The sequence below is a fragment of the Streptomyces longwoodensis genome (genome assembly GCF_001514125.1).
GTDB lineage: Bacteria > Actinomycetota > Actinomycetes > Streptomycetales > Streptomycetaceae > Streptomyces > Streptomyces longwoodensis.
In genome coordinates this window covers 207103-227268 of the sequence record NZ_KQ948556.1, presented here as the reverse complement: position 1 = coordinate 227268, position 20166 = coordinate 207103, and the positions used below count along the sequence as shown (strand labels likewise).

Genomic DNA, 20166 nt, shown 5'->3' with positions numbered 1-20166 from the left:
ACCGCACGGCAGACGTACGGCGCGGTGCGCCCCGAGGAGGCCCGGTGACCCGGCACATCCGGTACGCGGCCTTCTTCTGCGTGCTGTTGCTCGCGGCCCTGCTGGTGAACGCCGCGCGGGTCCAGGTGGTGCAGTCCCCCGCCTACGACGGCAACCCGGCCAACCGCCGTGCGACGATCGCCCGTTACGGCCAGCCGCGCGGGGACATCCTGGTCGGGGGCCGTCCGGTCACCGGCTCCCGGGACAGCGGCGAGCAGCTGCGCTACGAACGCACCTACGTGGACGGCCCGTTGTACGCGCCGGTCACCGGTTTCGCCTCGCAGGAGTACGGCCGTACCCTGCTGGAGGCCACCGAGGACGGCGTGCTGTCGGGCAGCGACCCGCTGCTGGCGCCGCTGCCGCTGCTGAGCGACCTCACCCGGGCGCGTGCGGCGGGCGGCGACGTCGAGACCACGCTGGACCGTGGGGCGCAGCGGGCGGCGTTCGAGGGGCTGGCGGGACGCAAGGGCGCGGTGGCGGCGGTGGACCCGGGCACGGGCCGGGTGCTGGCGCTGGTGTCGAGCCCGTCGTACGACCCGGGCGAGCTGTCGGGGAACGGTGCCGCGGCCGCCCGGGCGTGGGCGCGGCTGAACGCGGACCCGGACAAGCCGATGCTGAACCGGGCGGTGCGGCAGACGTACCCGCCGGGGTCGACGTTCAAGGTGGTGACGGCCGCGGCGGCGCTGGACGCGGGGGTGGTCAGGAACCTGGACGCGCGCACCCGGTCGCCGGCGCCCTACCGGCTGCCGGGGACGACGACCCGGCTGGACAACGAGGGCGACGGCTGCCGGGACGCCCCGCTGCGGGAGGCGTTCCAGTGGTCGTGCAACACGGTGTTCGCCAAGCTCGGCGTGGACGTCGGCGTGGCGCGGATGGGGGCGACGGCGGAGGCGTTCGGGTTCAACGACGCCGGGCTGCGGATCCCGTTCGCGGTGGCGCCGAGCACGTTCGACACCACCGTGGACCGGGCCCAGCTGGCGCTGTCGTCGATCGGCCAGTACAACACCCGGGCGACGCCGCTGCAGATGGCGATGGTCGCGGCGGCGGTGGCCAACGGCGGGCAGCTGCGCACGCCGTACCTGGTGGAGCGGACGACGCGGCGCAGCGGCTCGACGGTGGCGGCGGCCGGTCCGCGGCCGGCGCGGCAGGTGGTGCGGCCCTCGACGGCGCGCAAGCTGCGGCAGTTGATGGAGGACGTGGTGCGGGAGGGGACGGGGCGCAAGGCGGCCGTCCCGGGGGCGACCGTGGGCGGCAAGACCGGCACGGCCCAGCACGGGCTGGGCAACTCCGGTGTGCCGTACGCCTGGTTCGTGTCGTGGGCGCAGGCGGACGGGGACCTGCAGCCGAAGGTGGCGGTCGCGGTGGTGGTGGAGGACGCCTCCGCGGACCGGGGCGACATCACCGGCGGCGGGATGGCGGCGCCGATCGCGCGGGCGGTGATGCAGGCGGTGCTCGACCCGTGAGACGGGGGGTGCAGGGGCGCGGGGTGCCGACCTAACGTTCGGTCATGACCGACACCACCGCTCCCGCCGCCCGGTTCGAACTCGCCCAGGTCAACCTCGCCCGTCTCAAGTTCCCCCTAGACTCGCCCGAGTTGAAGGGCTTCGTCGAGCAGCTCGACCCGGTGAACGCCGACGCCGACGCGGCCGACGGCTTCGTCTGGCGCCTGCAGTCGGAGGGCGGCGACGCCACCGACATCGCCGTCTTCGGGGACGAGTGGCTGATCGTCAACATGTCCGTGTGGCGGGACCTGGAGAGCCTGAAGGAGTTCATGTACACGGGCCGGCACCGGGAGGTGCTGGCCCGGCGGCGGGAGTGGTTCGAGCGGGTGGCGGAGGCCATGGTGGCCCTGTGGTGGGTCCCGGCCGGTCACCGGCCCACGGTCGCGGAGGCCGAGGCGCGGCTGCTGCACCTGCGCACCCACGGGCCCTCGCCGTACGCCTTCACCTTCCGCACGCTCTTCCCGCCGCGGGGCGCGCGGCCGCTGCTGGGCGAGGTGCCGGAGGGGCTGGGCTGCTCGGTGTGAGCCCGGCCCCCGTAGACATCGGGTCAACAAGTCGCGCACGGGGGATTGACGGGCTTGCTGACAGGTAGTCTCATAACTGCCATGACGACTGTGACCGAGGCCGAGGTACTGCGCGACGCGCTCGGTCTGCTCAAGGACCGGGAACAGGTGGCGGAGCGACTGCTCGCCTCTTCCGCCAAGCACTCCTTCGACCCGGACGAGGAGCTGGACTGGGACGCCCCCTTCGAGGACGGCAAGTGGTTCTGGCCGCCGGAGCTGGTGTCGCTCTACGACACGCCGCTGTGGAAGCGGATGAGCGAGGAACAGCGGATCCTGCTCTCCCGGCACGAGGCGGCGGCGCTCGCCTCGCTGGGCATCTGGTTCGAGATCATCCTGATGCAGCTGCTGGTCCGGCACATCTACGACAAGGCGGCGACGAGCGCGCACGTGCGGTACGCGCTCACCGAGATCGAGGACGAGTGCCGCCACTCCAAGATGTTCGCGCGGCTCATCTCGCACGGCGGCACCCCCTGGTACCCGGTGAGCCGGGCGCACCAGCACCTGGGCCGCCTGTTCAAGACGATCTCCACCACGCCCGGGTCCTTCACGGCGACGCTGCTCGGCGAGGAGGTGCTGGACTGGATGCAGCGCCTGACCTTCCCCGACGAGCGGGTGCAGCCGCTGGTCCGGGGCGTCACGCGGATCCACGTGGTGGAGGAGGCGCGGCACGTGCGCTACGCCCGTGAGGAGCTGCGCCGGCAGATGCTGACCGCGCCGAAGTGGTCGCAGGAGTTCACGCGGGTCACCTCCGGCGAGTTCGCCCGGGTGTTCTCGGTGGCCTTCGTGAACCCCGAGGTCTACACGAACGTCGGCCTGGACAAGCGCGAGGCCCTCGCCCAGGTGAAGGCCAGCGGCCACCGGCGCGAGGTCATGCAGAACGGGTCGAAGCGGCTGACCGACTTCCTGGACGACATCGGCGTCCTGCGGGGCGTCGGCCGCCGGCTGTGGAAGTCGTCGGGACTGCTGGCCTGACACGGGTCACGCCGCCGGCGGACGGCGGCCCGGGACGCGCGCCGGGCCCCCGCCGGCCGGTGCCCGCGGCGGCGGGGGTGTCCGGCTCCCGCCGCCGGACCCCCGCACGATCTCCACGCTCCGATTACGCTGCACGCATGACCCCCGCCGCCCCCGCGTACCGCAGGCTCAGCGTCGAGGAGCGACGCAGTCAGCTCCTGGAAGCCGCGCTGACCCTCTTCGCGCACCGCGCCCCCGAGGACGTCTCGCTGGACGACGTGGCGGAGGCGGCGGGCGTGTCGCGGCCGCTCGTCTACCGGTACTTCCCCGGCGGCAAGCAGCAGCTGTACGAGGCCGCGCTGCGGTCGGCCGCCGACCAGCTGCGGCTGTGCTTCGACGAGCCCCGCCAGGGGCCCCTGCTCCCCCGCCTCGGCCGGGCCCTGGACCGCTACCTCGCCTTCGTCGACGAGCACGACGCGGGCTTCAGCGCCCTGCTCCAGGGCGGCAGCGTGGTCGAGACGTCCCGGACGACCGCCCTCGTGGACGGCGTACGGCGGGCCGCCGCCGACCACATCCACAGCCACCTCGGCGTCACCGACCCCGGGCCGCGGCTGCGGATGACCGTCCGCATGTGGATCACGTCCGTGGAGGCGGCCTCGCTGATCTGGCTCGACGAGGACAAGCAGCCGCCCGCCGGTGAGCTGCGGGACTGGCTGGTGGACCAGTTCGTGGCGGGCCTGACGGTGACCGCCGCCCGCGACGCGCAGACCGCCGAGCTGGTGCGGGGTGCGCTCACCGCCGGGACCTGATCGACACTGGTGGCGTGAAGAGCGAAGACACCCCCTTCGAGGGCGGCCCCATGGACGGGCGCGTCCTGCCCGTGCTGGTCGGCCCCACCGGCCAGCCGCCGAAGACCTACCGCATCCCCGTGCCCGACGCGGCGGGCGGGCCGCCGACCGTGCTGGTCTACCGGCGCGAGCCGCGCGGGCACAGCAAGCGGCTCGGCCTGCCGCGCGGCTGGAAGTACGCCTTCGACCCCTCCGGCGACACCCGCGGCCACCGGGTGCGCTGGCCCTGGTCGAAGCCCGCTGCCACGCCGGACGGCAAGCCGGACGACCCGCACGGGTGACCCGGTTGCGCCGAACCGCGCACACTCGGCGCGCGGGACGGGCCGGAGCGTGGTGATGCTCGCCGTGCGGGGTGGAGGGGCCACCCCGGCGCGGAGGTGATGACGTGTCAGGAAGGCTGCTGCGCCTGGTCTGTACGGCGGCGCTCGCCACGCAGGTCGCCCTGCTCCCCGGGGCCGCCGTCGCCGTACCGGAGCCGGACGGGTCCGCGGAGCCGTCCGTGGCCGAGCTGCTGACGGACCTTCAGAAGCTGTACCGGGACGCCGAACGGGCCACCGAGGCCTACAACGCCACCGAGGAGCAACTGCGGCGCAAGCGCGCCGAGGTGGCCCGGCTGGACGATCAACTGACGAGGGCGCGGCTCGCGTTGGACGACAGCCGCAGCGCGGCCGGCCGGCTCGCCCGCCGCCAGTACCAGTCCAGCAGCGACCTCTCGCCCTACCTGCGGCTGCTGCTCGCGCGCGACCCGCAGCACGCCGTCGACCAGGGCCACGTGATCGACCAGGTCGCCCGCGAACGGGCCGGTACGACGGCCCGGCTGGCCGGTGACGAGCGCCGCCGCGACGAGCTGACCCGCAAGGCCCGCGCCGCCCTCGACGCGCGGATCACCCTCACCGAACGGCGGAAGAAGGAGCGCGACGACGTGCGCCGGCGGCTCGCCGACGTCGAGGAGATGGTCGCCTCGCTCAGCGCGGAGCAGCTGCACGCGGTGGCGGAGCTGGAGCGCACCGGGACCGACGAGCGGCAGCGCGAGCTGGAGGACTCCGGTGCGCTCGGCGAGGACGACGGCAAGCCGACCGCCGAGGGCGAACGCGCGGTGCGCAACGCGGTCCGCCAGCTCGGCAAGCCGTACCAGTGGGGTGCCGAGGGGCCGCGCTCGTACGACTGCTCGGGGCTGACCTCGTGGGCCTGGGACCGGGCCGGGACGCCGATCCCGCGCACCAGCCAGGAGCAGTGGGCGAAGCTGCCCCGCGTCCCGCTGGACGCGCTGCGGCCCGGCGACCTGGTGGTGTACTTCCCCGAGGCCACGCACGTGGCGCTGTACCTCGGCGACGGCCTGGTGGTGCAGGCGCCCCGCCCCGGCGCCCGGGTGAAGGTCTCCCCGCTCGCGGCCAACCCGGTCCTCGGCGCCGTACGCCCCGACCCGCACGCCAGGCCCCTCCCCCACTACACCCCGCCGAAGCTCCCCGCGGCCACGCCGACCGGCGGTGACGAGGGCTACGCGTCGGCCGCGGTGCCGGAGTAGGAGGAGACGGGCGTCCGCGGCGGCGGCCGGATCGGGAGCCGCCGTGGAGCCCGCCGTGGCCCGCGGGGAGTCCCCTACGCCCTGGCAGCCGCGTCCGGTGCGAGCCGAGCTTCGGCAGGGGTTCAGTCCGTGGCCGAGGCCGGGTGCGGGGGGCGCCCCGTCGTCGGGCCCGGGTGGGAGCGCAGTCCCGTCGCCGCCGTGTCGATCGCCTCGTCGAGGACCTCGCGGGAGCGGGCCAGGTCGGCCATGACGCGGTCGATGCGGGCGCGTTCCGCGAGGAGTTCCTCGACCAGCTTGCCGTCGGCGCGCTCGTTGGGGCCGCCGTCGGCGTCCCGCATGCACGGCAGCAGCCGGGCGATGGTCCGGCTGTTCAGGCCGGCCGCGTACAGGGTCTGGATCCGCACCACGCGGTCCACCGCCCACTCGCCGTACGCGCGGTGCCCGCCGGGCGTGCGCTCGGCGGAGAGCAGGCCCTGCTGCTCGTAGTAGCGCAGGGAACGCTCGGACACGCCGCTGCGCCGCGCGAGTTCACCGATCCGCATGGCCCCCACCCCGTCCGCTGCCGTACCGCCGGTCCGGGCTTGATCCTCACACCGGTGTCAGCTTCTACGGTACGGCCATGACGCACACGACCACGGAATCCGCCCTCTTCCGGCCGGCCCGGCTCGGCCCGCTGGAGCTGCCCAACCGGCTGGTGATGGCCCCGCTGACCCGCAACCGCGCGGAGGCGGACGGCGTGCCCTCGGCCGTCATGAGCACCTACTACGCGCAGCGCGCCTCCGCCGGACTGATCATCGCCGAGGCCGCGACGCCCAACGCGGTCGGGCAGACGTACCCGCACATCCCCGGCATCCACACCGCCGCGCAGGTGGCCGGATGGCGGCGCGTCACCGACGCGGTGCGCGCGGCCGGCGGGCGGATGGTGCTGCAGCTCCAGCACGGCGGGCGGGTCGGGCACCCCGAGACCAGCGGACTGACGCCCGTCGCCCCGTCACCGGTGCCGCTGCCCGAGACGCTGCACACCCCGAGCGGGCGGCAGGCCTCCGTCGTGCCGCGCGAGATGAGCGCCGCCGACATCCGCGCGACCGCCGCCGACTTCGCTCGCGCCGCCCGCAACGCGCTGGACGCGGGCTTCGAGGGCGTGGAGGTCCACTCGGCCAACGGGCACCTGCTGCACCAGTTCCTGGCGGAGAACACCAACCGCCGCACCGACGCCTACGGCGGGCCGGTCACCGCGCGCATCCGGTTCGTGGTGGAGGTGGTGGAGGCCGTCGCCGACGCGATCGGGCCCGAGCGGGTGGGCCTGCGCGTCTCCCCCGGCAACACCGTCAACGGCATCGCGGAGGGCGACACGGCGCTCCTCTACCCGACGCTCGTGGAGGCCCTGGCGGACAGCGGACTGGCCTACCTGCACCTCGGGTACGCCGACCCCGACGTGCCGCTGTTCGCCGAGCTGCGCCGCCTGTGGCCGGGCGCCCTGGTCGCCAACCCGCGGCTGGCCCTGGACGAGCCGCCCCTGCCCGCGAGCGAACGGCTCCTCGCGGCGGGCGCCGACCTGGTCGCCCTGGGCCGCTCCTTCCTCGCCAACCCGGACCTGGTGACCCGGCTCCGCACCGGCGCCCCCCTGAACGCGGTCAGGGAGGCGTACCTGATGTACACGGGCGGCGAGGAGGGCTACACGGACTACCCGGCGCTGCCGGCCGGGTCCCCGTCCCGTCAGGCGGCCCCGGACACCGACGCCAGGTAGGCCGAGGTCTTCTCCGGCTCGTAGAAGAAGTTCTCGAAGTCGGCCGGGTCGTTGAAGGCGTTGGCGATGCGGTGGGCGACCGGGGGGAGCTGGCCGGCGGCGCCGAGGAGGTTCACGATGTGCTCCGGCGGCGGGGCGAGCATCGCGTTGGTCCACTTGGTGACGTGCTGGGCGGTGTCCCAGTAGCGGTCGAAGGTGGCCCGCATCCAGGTCTCGTCGAACTCCTTCTCGCCGTGCTCGAGGATCGAGGCGAGGTAGGTGGCGGCGCACTTGGACGCCGAGTTGGAGCCCTGGCCGGTGATCGGGTCGTTGGCGACGACCACGTCCGCGACGCCGAGGACCAGGCCGCCGCCGGGCAGCCGGCCGATCGGGTTGCGCACGGTCGGGGCGTAGCGGCCGGACAGCGTGCCGCCCGCGTCGGTCAGTTCGACCTTGGTGGCCCGCGCGTACTCCCAGGGCGTGAACTTCTCCATCAGCTCCAGCGTGAGGGCGAGGTGCTCCCCGGGGTCCTTGACGCCCTTGAACACGTCCAGCGGGCCGCCCGGGATGCCCTCCCAGAACAGGATGTCCGCCCGGCCGGAGAGCGTGAGGGTCGGCATCACGAACAGCTCGCCGACGCCCGGCACCAGGTTGCAGCGCACGGCGTCCATGTCCGGGTGCTCCGGGCGCGGGCCCAGGCCGTGCACGTAGGCCACCGCGAGGGCCCGCTGCGGCTCGCTGTACGGGGAGCGCTCGGGGTCGCGGGCGAACATCGACACCAGCTCGCCCTTGCCGGCCGAGACCAGCACGAGGTCGTAGGTGCGGGAGAAGTAGTCGAGGTCGGAGACGGCCGCGCCGTGGATCACCAGCTGGCCGCCGCGCTGGGCGAAGGTGTCCATCCAGCCCGCCATCTTCACCCGCTGGTCGACGGACTGCGCGTAGCCGTCCAGTTCGCCGACCCAGTCGATCGCGCGCTGGGTGGGGCCGGGGTCGTGCGAGCCGGGGGCGGCCACGGACACGCCGAGGCCCTCGATCTTCGGGGCCTGGGACTCCCAGAAGTTCAGCTGGAGGTCGCGCTCGTGCTGGAGCGCGGTGTCGAACATGCACTGCGTCGACATCACCCGGCCGGAGCGGATCTCGTCCGCGGTCCGGTTGGACATCAGGGTGACCTCGTACCCGTGCGACTGGAGGCCGAGGGCTATCTGGAGTCCGGACTGGCCGGCTCCGACGACGAGTATCTTCCGCATGCGGGGTGTTGTCTCCTACTCGGGGGTTTCGTCGAGCGCGTGGCCGACGAGGGCCAGGAGGGTCTCGATCACCGAGATCCGGCGCCGCGCATCCATGATCATGACAGGTATGTGCGCGGGGATCGTCAGGGCCTCGCGCACGTCCTCCGGCTCGAAGAGCTCACTGCCGTCGAAGTGGTTGACCGCGACGACGTAGGGCAGGCCGCAGCTCTCGAAGTAGTCGAGCGCCGGGAAGCAGTCCTTCAGCCGCCGGGTGTCGGCCATCACGACCGCGCCGATCGCGCCGCGCACCAGGTCGTCCCACATGAACCAGAACCGCTGCTGGCCCGGCGTGCCGAACAGGTAGAGCACCAGGTCGTCGTCGAGGGTGATGCGGCCGAAGTCCATGGCCACCGTGGTGGTCAGCTTCTGCGGCGTGGCGGTGAGGTCGTCGTGGTCCTCGCTCGCCTCGGTCATCAGCGCCTCCGTCTGGAGGGGCGTGATCTCCGAGACGGCGGTGACCAGCGTGGTCTTGCCGACGCCGAAGCCACCGGCCACGACGATCTTGGTGGCGATGGGGGCGCGGGTCCGGTCCGTCTCCCAGGCCATCAGGTTCTCGTCGGGCTCCACGACCTCGACGCGCGGGGAGACGCCGCGAGCGGCGTCAGAGACGACGGAGTCCACTCAGCACCCTTTCCAGCAGGGCCCGGTCCGGCCGGCCCGTGCCGTGACCGGTTCCCGTGCCGTACACCCTGATCTTTCCCTGGTCCGCGAGGTCGCTGAGCAGCACCCGGACCACGCCGAGCGGCATCTTCAGCAGCGCGGCGATCTCGGCCACCGTCCGCATGCGGCGGCACAGTTCGACGATGGCCCGCATCTCCGGCATGACCGTCGTGCGCAGCGAGCCGTTCGTCAGTTCCTTGCGCTCCTCGGGGGCCTCCAGGGCCGCCACGAACGTCTCCACCAGCAGGACGTGGCCGAAGCGGGTGCGGCCGCCGGTGAGCGAGTAGGGGCGCACCCGGGCGGGCTTGCGGTCGCCGCCGCGGACCGGGAGCTGGTTCCTGCCGCCCTGCGGCGGGGTGGGCTGCGCGGTCATCGGGTGCTCCCCGCCGACTCGGACTGCAGGGACTGGCGCAGCTCGCTGCGCAGTTCGGGCGTCAGCACGTGGCCGGCGCGGCCCACGAACAGCGCCATGTGGTACGCCACCACGCTCATGTCGCAGTCCGCGGAGCCGTGGACGCCGAGCAGGGACCCGTCGCTGATCGACATGACGAACAGGCTGCCCTCGTCCATCGCGACCATCGTGTGCTTGACCCCGCCGAACTCCATGAGCTTGGCGGCGCCGACGGTCAGGCTGCCGATGCCCGAGACGATCGTGGCCAGGTCGGCGGCGGAGCCGCGCGGGCCGGCGGGTTTCGCCGTGCGGGCCTCGCGGGCCTCCTCGTTGCGACCCGGGTCCGAGGAGAGCAGGAGCAGGCCGTCGGAGGAGACCACCGCGACCGACTGGATGCCCGGCACCTCCTCGACGAGATTGGTCAACAGCCAGTGCAGATTGCGTGCTTCACTGCTCAGTCCGAAGGTACTGGGCGCGGTCAACTGCTTGCCTCCTCGACTGTTCCCCCCGTGGTGTCCTCGGCGTGTACGGCCCGGCCGGCCCCGTCGGCCGCACCGGCGCGGTCGGTGCGTTCCGTGAGTTCGGCCTCGGCGTCCCGGTAACCGGCCTGCGCGCCCGTGCGGAAGCCGCCGAGTCTGCGGCGCAGGGCGTCGGCGTCGACGGACGCGGTGCGCTGGCGCGGGGCCTGGGCCGGGGCGGTGATCCGGGGGGTGCGCTTGGGCAGTCCCTTGGCGGTGACGGGGTCGTCCTCCTCGGGCGCTCCGTCGGCGGTGCGGCCGTGCTCGTCCCCGGCCGTGGTCTCCGCCCCGGTGTCGCCCTCGGTGTCGCCCGCGGCGCCGGCGGGTGCGGGGTCCGTGGCATGCGAGGAATCCGCGTGCGGGTGCTCCGCCGCCCCGGACTCCGGGGCCCGCGCGGTGCGGTGGCCCGCGTCGGGCTCCCGGTCGGGCGCCGCGTCGGTGTCCGGCCCGGCCCCCCGCTCGGTCTCCTGCCCGGTGCCCGACTGGGTCTCCTGCCCGGTGCCCGTCCGGCTCTCCTGCTCGGTCTCGTGCCCGGCCTCGGCGTCCTCGGGCGCGCCCGGGAGCAGGAGTTCCATCGTGGTCTCGGCCGGGGCCTCCTTCGGCTTCACGGGGGCGTCGCGGGTCGCCTTCTCGGCCAGGGCCACCAGGGGGTCGGTGTGGGTCCGGCCGTGCAGGACGTTGGAGTTGGCCTCCGCGTCGGCGCCGGGCAGGGAGAACGTCTGGGTGCCGGACGCACTGTGCGCGGCCGGCGGCACCGCGGCCGCCGGGGCGGTGGCGAGCAGTCCGGTGGGCAGGACGACGACCGCCGCGATGCCGCCCTGTTTCTGGTCGCGCAGCTGCACCCGCACCCCGTGCCGGTGCGCGAGGCGGGCCACGACGTACAGCCCGAGGCCGAGGCCCTCCTCGCCCTCCTGGTCGTACGGCGACTCCGGGTCGAAGGCGGACAGGCGGGCGTTGAGGCGGGTCAGGCGCTCCTCGGTCATGCCGATGCCCTCGTCCTGGACGGAGAGCATCACCTCGCCGTTCTCCAGGAGCCAGCCGGAGACCTCGACGGGCAGGTCCGGCGGCGAGAACGAGCTGGCGTTCTCCAGGAGTTCGGCGAGCAGGTGGCTCAGGTCGTCCGCGGCGAAGCCGACCAGGTGGGCGTGCGGGGGCAGGGCGGCGATGCGGACGCGTTCGTAGCGCTCGATCTCGCTGACCGCGGCGCGGACCACGTCCACCAGCGGCACCGGACCCGGGTGCTGCTGGACGTGCTCGGTGCCGGCCAGCACCAGGAGGTTCTCGCTGTGCCGGCGCATGACCGTGGCGAAGTGGTCGAGCTTGAACAGCGTGGCCAGTCGCTCGGGGTCCTGCTCGCGCTCCTCCAGGCCCTCGATGACCGACAGCTGGCGCTCCACCAGGCCGAGGGTGCGCAGCGCGAGGTTGACGAAGGTGCCGCCGATGCTGGTGCGCAGCCGCTCCAGCTGGGCGGCGGAGTCGGCGAGTTCGGCGCGCAGGTCCTCGCGGGCGTCGGCCATCTTCTGCCGCTGCCCGACCAGGTGCTTGCGGTCGGCCTCCAGGGTGGCGATGCGCTCGTGCAGGGTGACGGCGTGCGCGTGCAGGGCGTTGACGGAGCGGACGACCTGGGCGAACTCGTCGTTGCGGCCGGTGAACTTCACCGGCTCCTGCGCCGTCGGGTCCTCCGCCTCGGCCAGCCGTGCCGCGCCGCGCCGGACGGCCGAGAGCGGGCGGGTCAGGCTGCGGGCCATGGCGGTGGCGACGCCGACCGCGACCAGCATCAGCACGCCGAGGACGGCGACGCGGATCTCCAGCGCGGTGACGTCGTCGTCCCGCAGCGCCGCGAGGTCCTTGGTGCGGCGGTCGTAGAGGGAGGACTCCACCCCGCGCATCAGGTCGATGCGGGCGGACAGCGCCGCGTCCAGCTTCTCGGTGCCGGTGCCGAGGTCGTCGTCGCTCAGCTCGGGCTGGTCGGTGAGGGTGGCGAGGTACTTCTCGGCGGACTCCACCTCGCCGCCGGTGACGGTGGTGTCGAAGGTGTCGACCGCCGCCCTGGGCGCGATGGCGTGGAAGTCGGCGAGGGCCGCGTCGGAGCGCAGCCGGGCCTGCTGGGCGGCGGCGGTGAGCGCGTCGCGCTGCTTGCCGTCGGCCTTGGAGGACGTCCGGGAGGTGCTGGTGCCGCCGGTGGCGGGGTCGTACACCCTCTCCGTGGACGAGGGCACGTTCAGGGCGGCGAGCAGCAGCCCGCGGGCGGCGGACGCCTGCTGCACGGCGGTGTCCAGCTCGGCGAGCGCGTACGCGCCGGAGCCCGCCCGGGAGGGCGTCTGCTCGGCCAGGTCCTGGGCGAGCCGGTGCAGTTCGCTGATGGCGGCCGAGTACGCCTGGTGCGCCTGGAGGGCGGTGCTCTGGCCGGTGAGGGCCGCGCGGCGCACGGCGGCGATGCCGTCGAGGTCCTCGCGCAGGTCCGCCGGGGTGTCGCTGTCGGCGCGCAGGTCGTCGACCTGGCGGTCCACGCGGGCGCTGCTCTGCTCCGACGGCGCCGCGGACTTGGGGCGTCCGGCCGCGAGGTAGGAGGTCACCTCGTCGCGTTCGTCGGCGAGCGACTGGGCGAGCGCGAGGGCGTCCTCGGTCTGCTCGGCCAGGGTCACCAGGTCCTGGGAGTCCTTCAGCTGCCCGGAGGCGGCGAGGACCGAGGGGGCGCCCGCGCCGACGACGGCGGCGGCCACCACGGCCACCGCGACGATCAGGCGGTTGCGCACGTGGGTCGGACGGCCCTTGCCGACGGGGGTCTGCGCCTGCCCCTCGGGGGCCGGCTGCCTGCCTGTGCGCCGAGGCCGCGTTTTCTGCACCGGTGCTCGCATTCCTGACTCGTGTACCCATCGGGTCCGGGTGACGCTCCGTCACACGACGCCCGCGCCCCGGTACGGTTCCGGTTCCCGACCCTCCCAGTGCCGGTGGGCGGTCATCGCTCATCGCCTGCGCCGCCACCCGAAGGAGTGAACATCGGAGGGGAGTTGGCGGGCAAGTTCCTCTGGCGTGTGCGACGGCCTTGCCCCGCGGGCCGGTTGGACGTCGGCGGCGGGCTTTGGCAATATTCGCCGCCACGCCTTCCCGGAGCCCTGCATTCCCGCCCAAAACCGGCGTCTGACCTGCGTCGGTGCGCCCGACGGGCGACCGATGCAAGCCTTTCGCGGGGGCTGTGAAGAGGTCGTGCAGACTGGCCGGATGCATACGGAACTCGTGTCGGAGCCCGGGGACGCCTCCTGCCCCAACGAGGACTTCGCGAGCGTCGGGCTTCCCGCCTCCGGGCAGGGCGGTTCGCTCGTCGTCCTCGACGGCGTGACGCCGCCGAGGGACGCGACAGGCTGTCTGCATTCGGTCCCCTGGTTCACGGCGCGGCTGGGCGGGGCCCTGACCGAACTGACCGTTTCACTCCCGGATGTTCCCCTGGCCGAGGCCCTGTCCCGCGCCATCTCCCGTACCGCCTCGGCCCACGCGGCCACCTGTGACCTTTCTCACCCGCGCACGCCGCAGGCAACCGTGGCGGTCGCGCGCTGGTCCGGGGAGGCGGTCGAGTACCTGGTGCTCTCCGACTGCACCCTGCTCCTCCAGGCCCCCGACGGCGCGGTCACCCCGGTGCTCGACGACCGGCTCGCCCGGCTGCCCCGCGCGCTGCTGGTGAGCGCCGCGTTCGTGGACGGCCGGCTGCGCAACAAGGAGGGCGGCTTCTTCACCGCGGCCGCGGACCCGGCTGTGGCGGAGCGGGCGGTGACCGGGAGCCTGCCCCGGGACCGGGTCCGCGCGCTGGCCGGGCTGTCGGACGGCGCGGCGCGCTGGGCGGAGATGTTCCACGAGGGCGACTGGGCGGACCTGTTCGCCCTGGTCCGCGACGAGGGTGCCCGCGCGCTGGTGCGGCGGGTGCGGGAACGGGAGCGGGCCGACCGGGACAGCCGCACCTTCCTGGGGCGCGGCAAGACGCACGACGACGCGACGGTGGTGTTCGCCCGGCTGTGAGGCGGGCTCCCCGTCGAGCCGGCCGGCAAGGGCCGCGTCCGGGGCGCTACTTCTCCATGACCCGGTTCAGCTGGTGCAGCAGGCGGGCCAGTTCGGCGACCTCGCGGCGGTCCCAGTGGGCGAGCTGGCTGACGTAGCGGGCGCGGCGGGCCTCGCGCACGCGGCCGACCCGGGAGCGCCCCTCCTCGGTGAGGTCGACCAGCCAGGCGCGGCCGTCGGCGGGGTCGGGTTCGCGGGCGAGGAGGCCCAGCTCCTCCAGGGCGCGCAGCTGGCGGGACATGGTGGCCTTGCCGACGCCGATGTAGGCGGCCAGTTCGGTGGCGCGCTGGCGGCCCAGCTCGTCCAGCCGGATGAGCAGTCCGTACGCGGCGGGCTCCAGGTCGGGGTGGACCTCGCGGGCCATCTCGCCCTGGCTGGCGCGGGCGCGGCGCAGCAGCACCGTCAACTCCCGCTCCAGCGAGAGGAACTCGGGGTCCGCGCCGCCGGCCGGGCCGCCCCGTCGTACGGCGCTGTCCGCCGCGTCCTTCGCGTCGCCGTTCGCGTCGTCGTGCACGTCAGCACCCCTGCCCGGTTTCCCGTACCTGAAAGTTTCCGCCACTGCCGGCCATCGCCCCAGCTCCGCCAGTATTTCGCAGGCGTAGACCAACGGCAGCTCCCGGACCCCCTTCTCAGGGGCCGTTCTACGTGCGTAGCGTCGTCGACGCGGGCCCATCCTGGCATGACCACGCCATACATGCCGGACGGGTGACCGCGCACCGCCCGCACGAGATCCGCGTTCCCCCCACCACTCCCCGGAGGTACGTCATGCCCGTGCACCGATCCGGCGCCACCCCCACGAGACCGGCCCCCGCCGTCCTGGCGGCCACCCTGACCACCCTCGCCGCCCTCACCGCCCTGCTCCTGCCCGCCTCCCCCGCCTCCGCCGCCACGGCGGCCGTCCCCGCCCGCGGCTCCGCCGAGATGGGCATGGGCGTCCTCGCCCACGACGGCAGCAGCGGCACCCCGGTCCCCGGTGACGCCACCCAGACGGAGGGCGTCGACGTCTCCGGCCACCAGGGCAACGTCGCCTGGTCCACCCTGTGGGGCAGCGGGGTGCGCTGGGCGTACACCAAGGCGACCGAAGGCACGTACTACCAGAACACGTCCTTCGCCCAGCAGTACAACGGCGCCTACGACGTCGGCATGATCCGCGGCTCGTACCACTTCGCCACCCCGGACACCACCGGCGGGGCGACCCAGGCCAACTACTTCGTGGACCACGGCGGTGGCTGGTCCCGCGACGGCCGGACCCTGCCCGGCGTCCTCGACATCGAGTGGAACCCGTACGGCGCCGCCTGCTACGGCAAGACCCAGAGCGCGATGGTGACCTGGATCCGCGACTTCCTCAGCCAGTACCGGGCCCGCACCGGCCGCGACGCCGTCCTCTACACCGCCACCAGCTGGTGGACCCAGTGCACGGGCAACTACGCGGGCTTCGCCGCCACCAACCCGCTGTGGATCGCCCGCTACGCCGCCGACCCGGGGACCCTGCCGGCCGGCTGGGGCTACTACACGATGTGGCAGTACACCTCCACCGGCCCGACGGTCGGCGACCACGACAAGTTCAACGGGGCCCTGGACCGCGTCCAGGCACTGGCGAACGGCTGACCGCCACCGGCCGGCCGGCGGCTGACGGGGCCGGCCGGGGGTGGCCGGCCGGCACCGGGAAGGCCCGGACCCCCGCACGGGGACCCGGGCCCTCCGCCGGCCGGCCGGCACCGTCACGCGGCGGCCGGCACCTCCGGCGCCGCCCCGCTGGTGGCGGGGGCCAGCGCCAGTTCCAGGACCTGGCGCACGTCGGTGACGGTGTGGACGTCCAGCGTGTCCAGCACCTCCGCCGGGACGTCGTCCAGGTCGGGCTCGTTGCGCTTGGGGATGATCACCGTGGTGACCCCCGCCCGGTGCGCGGCGAGCAGCTTCTGCTTCACCCCGCCGATCGGCAGCACCCGCCCGGTCAGCGAGACCTCGCCGGTCATCGCCACGTCCGTGCGGACCAGACGGCCCGACAGCAGCGACGCGAGCGCCGTGGTCATGGTGATGCCGGCACTCGGGCCGTCCTTGGGGACCGCGCCCGCCGGGAAGTGGATGTGCACGCCCCGGTCCTTCAGGTCGGCGACCGGCAGCTCCAGTTCGGCGCCGTGGCTGCGCAGGAAGCTCAGCGCGATCTGCGCCGACTCCTTCATCACGTCACCGAGCTGACCGGTCAGGGTCAGCCCCGCACCGCCCGTCTCCGGGTCGGCCAGCGACGCCTCGACGAACAGCACGTCGCCGCCCGCCCCGGTCACTGCCAGGCCGGTGGCCACGCCCGGCACCGCCGTACGGCGCTCGGCCGGGTCCTGGGCCGACTCCGGCACGTGGTGCGGCCGGCCGATCAGGGGCCGCAGGTCCGCGTCCGTGAGGGTGAACGGCAGTTCCCGCTGCCCCAGTTCGTGCTGGGCGGCCACCTTGCGCAGCAGCCGGGCGATGGAGCGCTCCAGGGTGCGCACGCCCGCCTCGCGGGTGTACTCGCCGGCCAGCTTGCGCAGCGCGCTCTCGTCCAGGGTCACCTCGTCCTCGCCCAGGCCCGCCCGCTCCAGCTGGCGCGGGAGCAGGTGGTCGCGGGCGATGACGACCTTCTCGTCCTCGGTGTAGCCGTCCAGGCGGACCAGCTCCATGCGGTCGAGCAAGGCCTCCGGGATGGCCTCCAGGACGTTCGCCGTGGCCAGGAACACCACGTCGCTGAGGTCGAGCTCGACCTCCAGGTAGTGGTCGCGGAACGTGTGGTTCTGCGCGGGGTCCAGCACCTCCAGGAGCGCGGCCGCGGGGTCGCCGCGGAAGTCCGAGCCCACCTTGTCGATCTCGTCGAGGAGGACCACCGGGTTCATGGACCCGGCCTCCTTGACGGCCCGCACGATCCGGCCGGGCAGCGCGCCGACGTACGTACGGCGGTGGCCGCGGATCTCGGCCTCGTCGCGCACGCCGCCGAGGGCGACGCGGACGAACTTGCGGCCCATGGCGTGGGCGACCGACTCGCCGAGCGAGGTCTTGCCGACGCCGGGCGGGCCGACGAGCGCCAGCACGGCACCGCCGCGCCGGCCGCCGACGACGCCGAGGCCGCGGTCCGCGCGCCGCTTGCGCACGGCCAGGTACTCGGTGATGCGCTCCTTGACGTCCTCGAGACCGGAGTGCTCGGCGTCCAGGACCGCCTTGGCGCCCTGGATGTCGTAGGCGTCCTCGGTCCGTTCGTTCCACGGGAGTTCGAGGACGGTGTCCAGCCAGGTGCGGATCCAGGAGCCCTCCGGGGACTGGTCGCTGGACCGCTCCAGCTTGTCGACCTCCTTCAGGGCCGCCTCGCGGACCTTCTCGGGCAGGTCGGCGGCCTCCACCCGGGCGCGGTAGTCGTCGGACTCCTCACCCTCCTTCTCCCCGTTGAGCTCGCGCAGCTCCTTGCGCACGGCCTCCAGCTGGCGGCGCAGCAGGAACTCGCGCTGCTGCTTGTCGACGCCCTCCTGGACGTCCTTGGCGATGGTCTCGGCCACGTCCTGCTCGGCGAGGTGGTCGCGCAGCTGCTGGGTGGCGAGCTTCAGACGGGCCACCGGGTCGGCGGTCTCCAGCAGCTCGACCTTCTGCTCGGTGGTGAGGAAGGGCGAGTAGCCGGAGTTGTCGGCGAGGGCGGAGACGTCGTCGATGGCCTGCACGCGGTCGACGACCTGCCAGGCGCCGCGCTTGCGGAGCCAGGCGGTGGCCAGGGCCTTGTACTCCTTGACCAGGTCGGTGACGTGGCCGGGCAGCGGATCGGGGGTGGACTCGTCGATCCGGGTGCCCTCGACCCACAGCGCCGCGCCGGGGCCGGTGGTGCCCGCGCCGATCTTCACGCGGCCGCGGCCGCGGATCAGGGCGCCGGGGTCGCCGTCGGCCAGCCGGCCCACCTGCTCGACCGTGCCCAGCACGCCGGTGCCGGCGTAGGTGCCGTCGACGCGCGGGACGAGGAGGACCTTCGGCTTCCCGGGCTCGGAGCGGGCGGCGGCCTGGGCGGCCTCCACCGCGGCGCGCACGTCGGCGTCGTTGAGGTCCAGCGGAACCACCATCCCGGGCAGCACCACCTCGTCGTCGAGCGGCAGCACAGGCAGGGTGAGCGGTGTGAACGCTGCGGACTCAGCAGCCATGATCTCCCCTTCGGCAGTCAAGTTGAGTTATGCCGACTCAATGCACATGAGCCTCCGAATGTTCCCAGGGGCGTGTTCGCTCTGAGCGATCAAGGGTGGGGAAGGGGGCGAGCGGGCGCATATCGTCAGCCCTGTAAGAGGTGAACAGGCTCTGGGGTTGTTACGGAGGCGGGCGTGCACGAGATCGTACGGGCATGGGTCGACGGGTGGGTCGTCTCGCGCGGGGCCGCACCGCCGCAGCCGCGGCCGTGGGGCGTGACCATCGACGTCGGGGACGTCCAGCACGTGTCGCGGCACGTCCTCGGCGCGATCGGCGAGGGCGTGGAGGAGAGCGTCGTGCGCAAGGTCGCGGGCGAGGTGACCGGGCCGGGCATCTGGCTGAAGGCGTTCCGGGACCCCGCCGACGTCTCGGCGTGGCTCGGCCCGGGCTGGTGGGTCGACCCCGAGCCGGGCTACCTGATGACGGTCCCGCTGGCACCGCCCTCCGCCGCCGTGCCCGACGACGGGGGCGCGCCGCCCGACGGCTACGCGGTGCGCGACTGGACCCGGGGCGGCGTGACCAAGGTCCTGGTCACCGCGCCGGACGGCTCCCTCGCGGCCCGCGGCCAGATCGTGCCGACCGGCGCGCAGGCGGTCGTCGACCGCATCGAGACGGCCCCGGCCCACCGGCGCCGGGGCCTGGGCGGCCTGGTGGTCCGGCGTCTCCAGGCCACGGCGGCCGCGACGGGAGCGCACCGCGGCGTCCTGGCGGCCACCCCGGACGGGCGCGCGCTGTACGAGGCGCTGGGCTGGCGGGTGGAGGCGGTCTTGACCAGTGCCAAGTTCACCGGGGCGGAAGGGAGCGATTAGGGGCCCCAGCACGCGGGTGGGGACGACGGATGGACCGCTTTCCCGGCAGCTGGCAGAGCTTGGCGGGGCGGCCGTCGCCCCCTACACCGCCGTGGCGCGCACCGTCGGCCGGTCCGCCCGCCCGGGCCCCGGCCCCGCCCGCCGTTCCGTGGCCGCCTCCTGGTCCCTCCGCCACCCGCGCACCGTCGGCCACAGGGCCACGCCCACCGCGAGGGCGATCAGGTGGCCCCAGTTGGTCAGCGGGTCGGTGAAGGCGACCAGGTCCTGCAGCAGCAGGCCCCCGAAGGCGATCAGCAGCGGCCAGCGCAGCCAGGGCGCGAGCAGGCCGGACAGGGCGCCCACGCTCGCGGCGACGCCGAAGCTGATGCCGTAGTCGAGGCGGTGCAGCGAGGTGCCGGGCAGGTGGCCGGCGAGGACCGCGAGGCCGACCGGCCCCTCGGTGGCCAGCGTGGCCAGGGCGTGCCCGGCGACGAACACGGCGGCCGTGCGCAGCGCGCCGAGGCGTCGCTCCAGTGCGGTGAGCACGACCACGAACCCCACGGCGAACGGTGAGACGAACCCGCCCGCCACCCACAGCGCGCTGGCCGCCAGCACGGGCACCGGGGCCCGCAGCAGGTGGGCCACGTCCGTGCTGGAGCCCTGGTGCAGGGCGTGCACGAGGGCCGGGTCGGCGTACGTGGCGACGCAGGAGGTGACGGCGAGGACGACGGCGTACCAGAAGGTGAAGGGGGTGGCGGTGGGGGTCGGCAGGAGGTACCAGGGGCTCGGGCCGCGCGGGGCGGGGCCGGTGCCGGGCGCGGTCGGCCGGTCCGGGCCGGATCCCGGCCCGGGTTCCCGCTCGGGGGTCCACTGGCGGGGCATCCCGTCCAGCTGCGCGCGGGGGCGTCCGTGGGCCTGCGGGGGCGCGGGGACCCGCGGGGTCGCGCGGGGCGACGGGTCCGGCGGTGCGGTGCGTTCCACCTGAGGCGCTCCTTCCGTTGCCCGCCAGCCTTCGCCGCGCGGGGGCCCGCTGTCTGTGACCGCGGCCACGTCACCGGCGATTCTCAGCAACCTCTCAAGGTGCTCCGCGTACGGCTTCCCTCCCCCACTCGGATGACGTGCACAAACTCC

At 74.2% G+C, this 20166-nt stretch carries 19 protein-coding genes; 10 read left to right on the top strand and 9 right to left on the bottom strand.

Annotated elements, in window-relative coordinates; translation table 11 throughout:
• The first annotated feature begins 44 nt into the window (after nucleotides 1-44).
• The 6 genes from AQJ30_RS22570 (at nucleotide 45) to AQJ30_RS22545 (ending at nucleotide 5428) form a co-directional block, all read left to right on the top strand.
• Nucleotides 45-1502 carry a penicillin-binding transpeptidase domain-containing protein gene (locus AQJ30_RS22570; protein ID WP_067237028.1) on the top strand — a complete coding sequence of 486 codons (1458 nt, stop codon included), beginning with the start codon at nucleotides 45-47 and terminating at the stop codon, nucleotides 1500-1502.
• A 44-nt stretch (nucleotides 1503-1546) separates the two neighbouring features.
• Nucleotides 1547-2065: a DUF3291 domain-containing protein gene (locus AQJ30_RS22565; protein ID WP_067237025.1), complete on the top strand. Its 519-nt coding sequence runs from the start codon at nucleotides 1547-1549 to the stop codon at nucleotides 2063-2065.
• 81 nt (nucleotides 2066-2146) lie between these two features.
• Nucleotides 2147-3076, top strand: a complete 930-nt coding sequence (locus AQJ30_RS22560) for an AurF N-oxygenase family protein (RefSeq protein WP_107119662.1) — start codon at nucleotides 2147-2149, stop codon at nucleotides 3074-3076.
• 137 nt (nucleotides 3077-3213) lie between these two features.
• Nucleotides 3214-3864 (top strand): TetR/AcrR family transcriptional regulator, encoded by a 651-nt coding sequence (locus AQJ30_RS22555; RefSeq protein WP_067237021.1) that lies wholly within the window; start codon nucleotides 3214-3216, stop codon nucleotides 3862-3864.
• Between the two features lie 14 nt (nucleotides 3865-3878).
• Complete coding sequence (locus AQJ30_RS22550) at nucleotides 3879-4184, top strand: hypothetical protein (RefSeq protein WP_067237019.1); 306 nt, start codon at nucleotides 3879-3881, stop codon at nucleotides 4182-4184.
• Nucleotides 4185-4288: 104 nt separating this feature from the next.
• A complete protein-coding gene (locus AQJ30_RS22545; RefSeq protein WP_067237017.1) occupies nucleotides 4289-5428 on the top strand; it encodes a C40 family peptidase in 1140 nt (379 codons plus the stop codon).
• A gap of 122 nt (nucleotides 5429-5550) precedes the next feature.
• Here AQJ30_RS22545 and AQJ30_RS22540 read toward each other — a convergent pair whose 3' ends face one another.
• Nucleotides 5551-5970 (bottom strand): MerR family transcriptional regulator, encoded by a 420-nt coding sequence (locus AQJ30_RS22540; protein WP_067237014.1) that lies wholly within the window; start codon nucleotides 5968-5970, stop codon nucleotides 5551-5553.
• A 77-nt stretch (nucleotides 5971-6047) separates the two neighbouring features.
• On the opposite strand from AQJ30_RS22540, the gene AQJ30_RS22535 reads away from it, so the two are divergent.
• Nucleotides 6048-7175: an alkene reductase gene (locus AQJ30_RS22535; RefSeq protein ID WP_067237011.1), complete on the top strand. Its 1128-nt coding sequence runs from the start codon at nucleotides 6048-6050 to the stop codon at nucleotides 7173-7175.
• Here the strand turns inward: AQJ30_RS22535 and AQJ30_RS22530 are convergent.
• From AQJ30_RS22530 to AQJ30_RS22510, 5 genes are read right to left on the bottom strand one after another with little or no spacing between them, the layout of a single operon-like run.
• A complete protein-coding gene (locus AQJ30_RS22530; RefSeq protein WP_067237009.1) occupies nucleotides 7145-8401 on the bottom strand; it encodes a styrene monooxygenase/indole monooxygenase family protein in 1257 nt (418 codons plus the stop codon). The two genes, AQJ30_RS22535 and AQJ30_RS22530, sit on opposite strands and share 31 nt — an antisense overlap.
• A gap of 15 nt (nucleotides 8402-8416) precedes the next feature.
• On the bottom strand, nucleotides 8417-9064 hold the full coding sequence (locus tag AQJ30_RS22525) for a GTP-binding protein (protein WP_067237007.1): 648 nt from the start codon (nucleotides 9062-9064) through the stop codon (nucleotides 8417-8419).
• Complete coding sequence (locus tag AQJ30_RS22520) at nucleotides 9045-9476, bottom strand: DUF742 domain-containing protein (RefSeq protein ID WP_067237006.1); 432 nt, start codon at nucleotides 9474-9476, stop codon at nucleotides 9045-9047. The genes AQJ30_RS22525 and AQJ30_RS22520 overlap by 20 nt, the downstream gene beginning before the upstream one ends.
• Nucleotides 9473-9976: a roadblock/LC7 domain-containing protein gene (locus AQJ30_RS22515; protein ID WP_067237003.1), complete on the bottom strand. Its 504-nt coding sequence runs from the start codon at nucleotides 9974-9976 to the stop codon at nucleotides 9473-9475. The genes AQJ30_RS22520 and AQJ30_RS22515 overlap by 4 nt, the downstream gene beginning before the upstream one ends.
• Nucleotides 9973-12858 carry a sensor histidine kinase gene (locus AQJ30_RS22510; RefSeq protein ID WP_245727016.1) on the bottom strand — a complete coding sequence of 962 codons (2886 nt, stop codon included), beginning with the start codon at nucleotides 12856-12858 and terminating at the stop codon, nucleotides 9973-9975. The genes AQJ30_RS22515 and AQJ30_RS22510 overlap by 4 nt, the downstream gene beginning before the upstream one ends.
• A 376-nt stretch (nucleotides 12859-13234) precedes the next feature.
• Here AQJ30_RS22510 and AQJ30_RS22505 point away from each other — a divergent pair, with 376 nt between their 5' ends.
• The gene (locus AQJ30_RS22505) at nucleotides 13235-14023 is read left to right on the top strand and encodes a protein phosphatase 2C domain-containing protein (RefSeq protein ID WP_067237001.1); all 789 of its coding nucleotides are present in this window, start codon (nucleotides 13235-13237) and stop codon (nucleotides 14021-14023) included.
• A 46-nt stretch (nucleotides 14024-14069) separates the two neighbouring features.
• Here AQJ30_RS22505 and AQJ30_RS22500 read toward each other — a convergent pair whose 3' ends face one another.
• Nucleotides 14070-14576 carry a MarR family winged helix-turn-helix transcriptional regulator gene (locus tag AQJ30_RS22500; RefSeq protein WP_067236998.1) on the bottom strand — a complete coding sequence of 169 codons (507 nt, stop codon included), beginning with the start codon at nucleotides 14574-14576 and terminating at the stop codon, nucleotides 14070-14072.
• 251 nt (nucleotides 14577-14827) lie between these two features.
• Here AQJ30_RS22500 and AQJ30_RS22495 point away from each other — a divergent pair, with 251 nt between their 5' ends.
• A complete protein-coding gene (locus AQJ30_RS22495) occupies nucleotides 14828-15670 on the top strand; it encodes a lysozyme (protein ID WP_067236997.1) in 843 nt (280 codons plus the stop codon).
• Between the two features lie 113 nt (nucleotides 15671-15783).
• On the opposite strand, the gene lon is transcribed toward AQJ30_RS22495, so the two are convergent.
• Nucleotides 15784-18207, bottom strand: coding sequence for an endopeptidase La (gene lon / locus AQJ30_RS22490; RefSeq protein ID WP_067236994.1), 2424 nt, complete (start codon nucleotides 18205-18207; stop codon nucleotides 15784-15786).
• Between the two features lie 174 nt (nucleotides 18208-18381).
• Between lon and AQJ30_RS22485 the strand changes: the two genes are divergently transcribed.
• On the top strand, nucleotides 18382-19056 hold the full coding sequence (locus AQJ30_RS22485) for a GNAT family N-acetyltransferase (protein ID WP_067236992.1): 675 nt from the start codon (nucleotides 18382-18384) through the stop codon (nucleotides 19054-19056).
• Nucleotides 19057-19137: 81 nt separating this feature from the next.
• On the opposite strand, the gene AQJ30_RS22480 is transcribed toward AQJ30_RS22485, so the two are convergent.
• The gene (locus tag AQJ30_RS22480) at nucleotides 19138-20016 is read right to left on the bottom strand and encodes a rhomboid-like protein (protein ID WP_079084201.1); all 879 of its coding nucleotides are present in this window, start codon (nucleotides 20014-20016) and stop codon (nucleotides 19138-19140) included.
• Nucleotides 20017-20166 lie beyond the last annotated feature (150 nt).

What these genes read in the sequence shown, in the direction of transcription:
- AQJ30_RS22565 (WP_067237025.1), top strand. Translation starts at nt 1,547, where the DNA reads ATGACCGACACCACCGCTCCCGCCGCCCGGTTCGAACTCGCCCAGGTC.
- AQJ30_RS22520 (WP_067237006.1), bottom strand. Translation starts at nt 9,476, where the DNA reads ATGACCGCGCAGCCCACCCCGCCGCAGGGCGGCAGGAACCAGCTCCCG.
- AQJ30_RS22540 (WP_067237014.1), bottom strand. Translation starts at nt 5,970, where the DNA reads ATGCGGATCGGTGAACTCGCGCGGCGCAGCGGCGTGTCCGAGCGTTCC.
- AQJ30_RS22530 (WP_067237009.1), bottom strand. Translation starts at nt 8,401, where the DNA reads ATGCGGAAGATACTCGTCGTCGGAGCCGGCCAGTCCGGACTCCAGATA.
- lon (WP_067236994.1), bottom strand. Translation starts at nt 18,207, where the DNA reads ATGGCTGCTGAGTCCGCAGCGTTCACACCGCTCACCCTGCCTGTGCTG.
- AQJ30_RS22560 (WP_107119662.1), top strand. Translation starts at nt 2,147, where the DNA reads ATGACGACTGTGACCGAGGCCGAGGTACTGCGCGACGCGCTCGGTCTG.
- AQJ30_RS22495 (WP_067236997.1), top strand. Translation starts at nt 14,828, where the DNA reads ATGCCCGTGCACCGATCCGGCGCCACCCCCACGAGACCGGCCCCCGCC.
- AQJ30_RS22555 (WP_067237021.1), top strand. Translation starts at nt 3,214, where the DNA reads ATGACCCCCGCCGCCCCCGCGTACCGCAGGCTCAGCGTCGAGGAGCGA.
- AQJ30_RS22535 (WP_067237011.1), top strand. Translation starts at nt 6,048, where the DNA reads ATGACGCACACGACCACGGAATCCGCCCTCTTCCGGCCGGCCCGGCTC.
- AQJ30_RS22505 (WP_067237001.1), top strand. Translation starts at nt 13,235, where the DNA reads ATGCATACGGAACTCGTGTCGGAGCCCGGGGACGCCTCCTGCCCCAAC.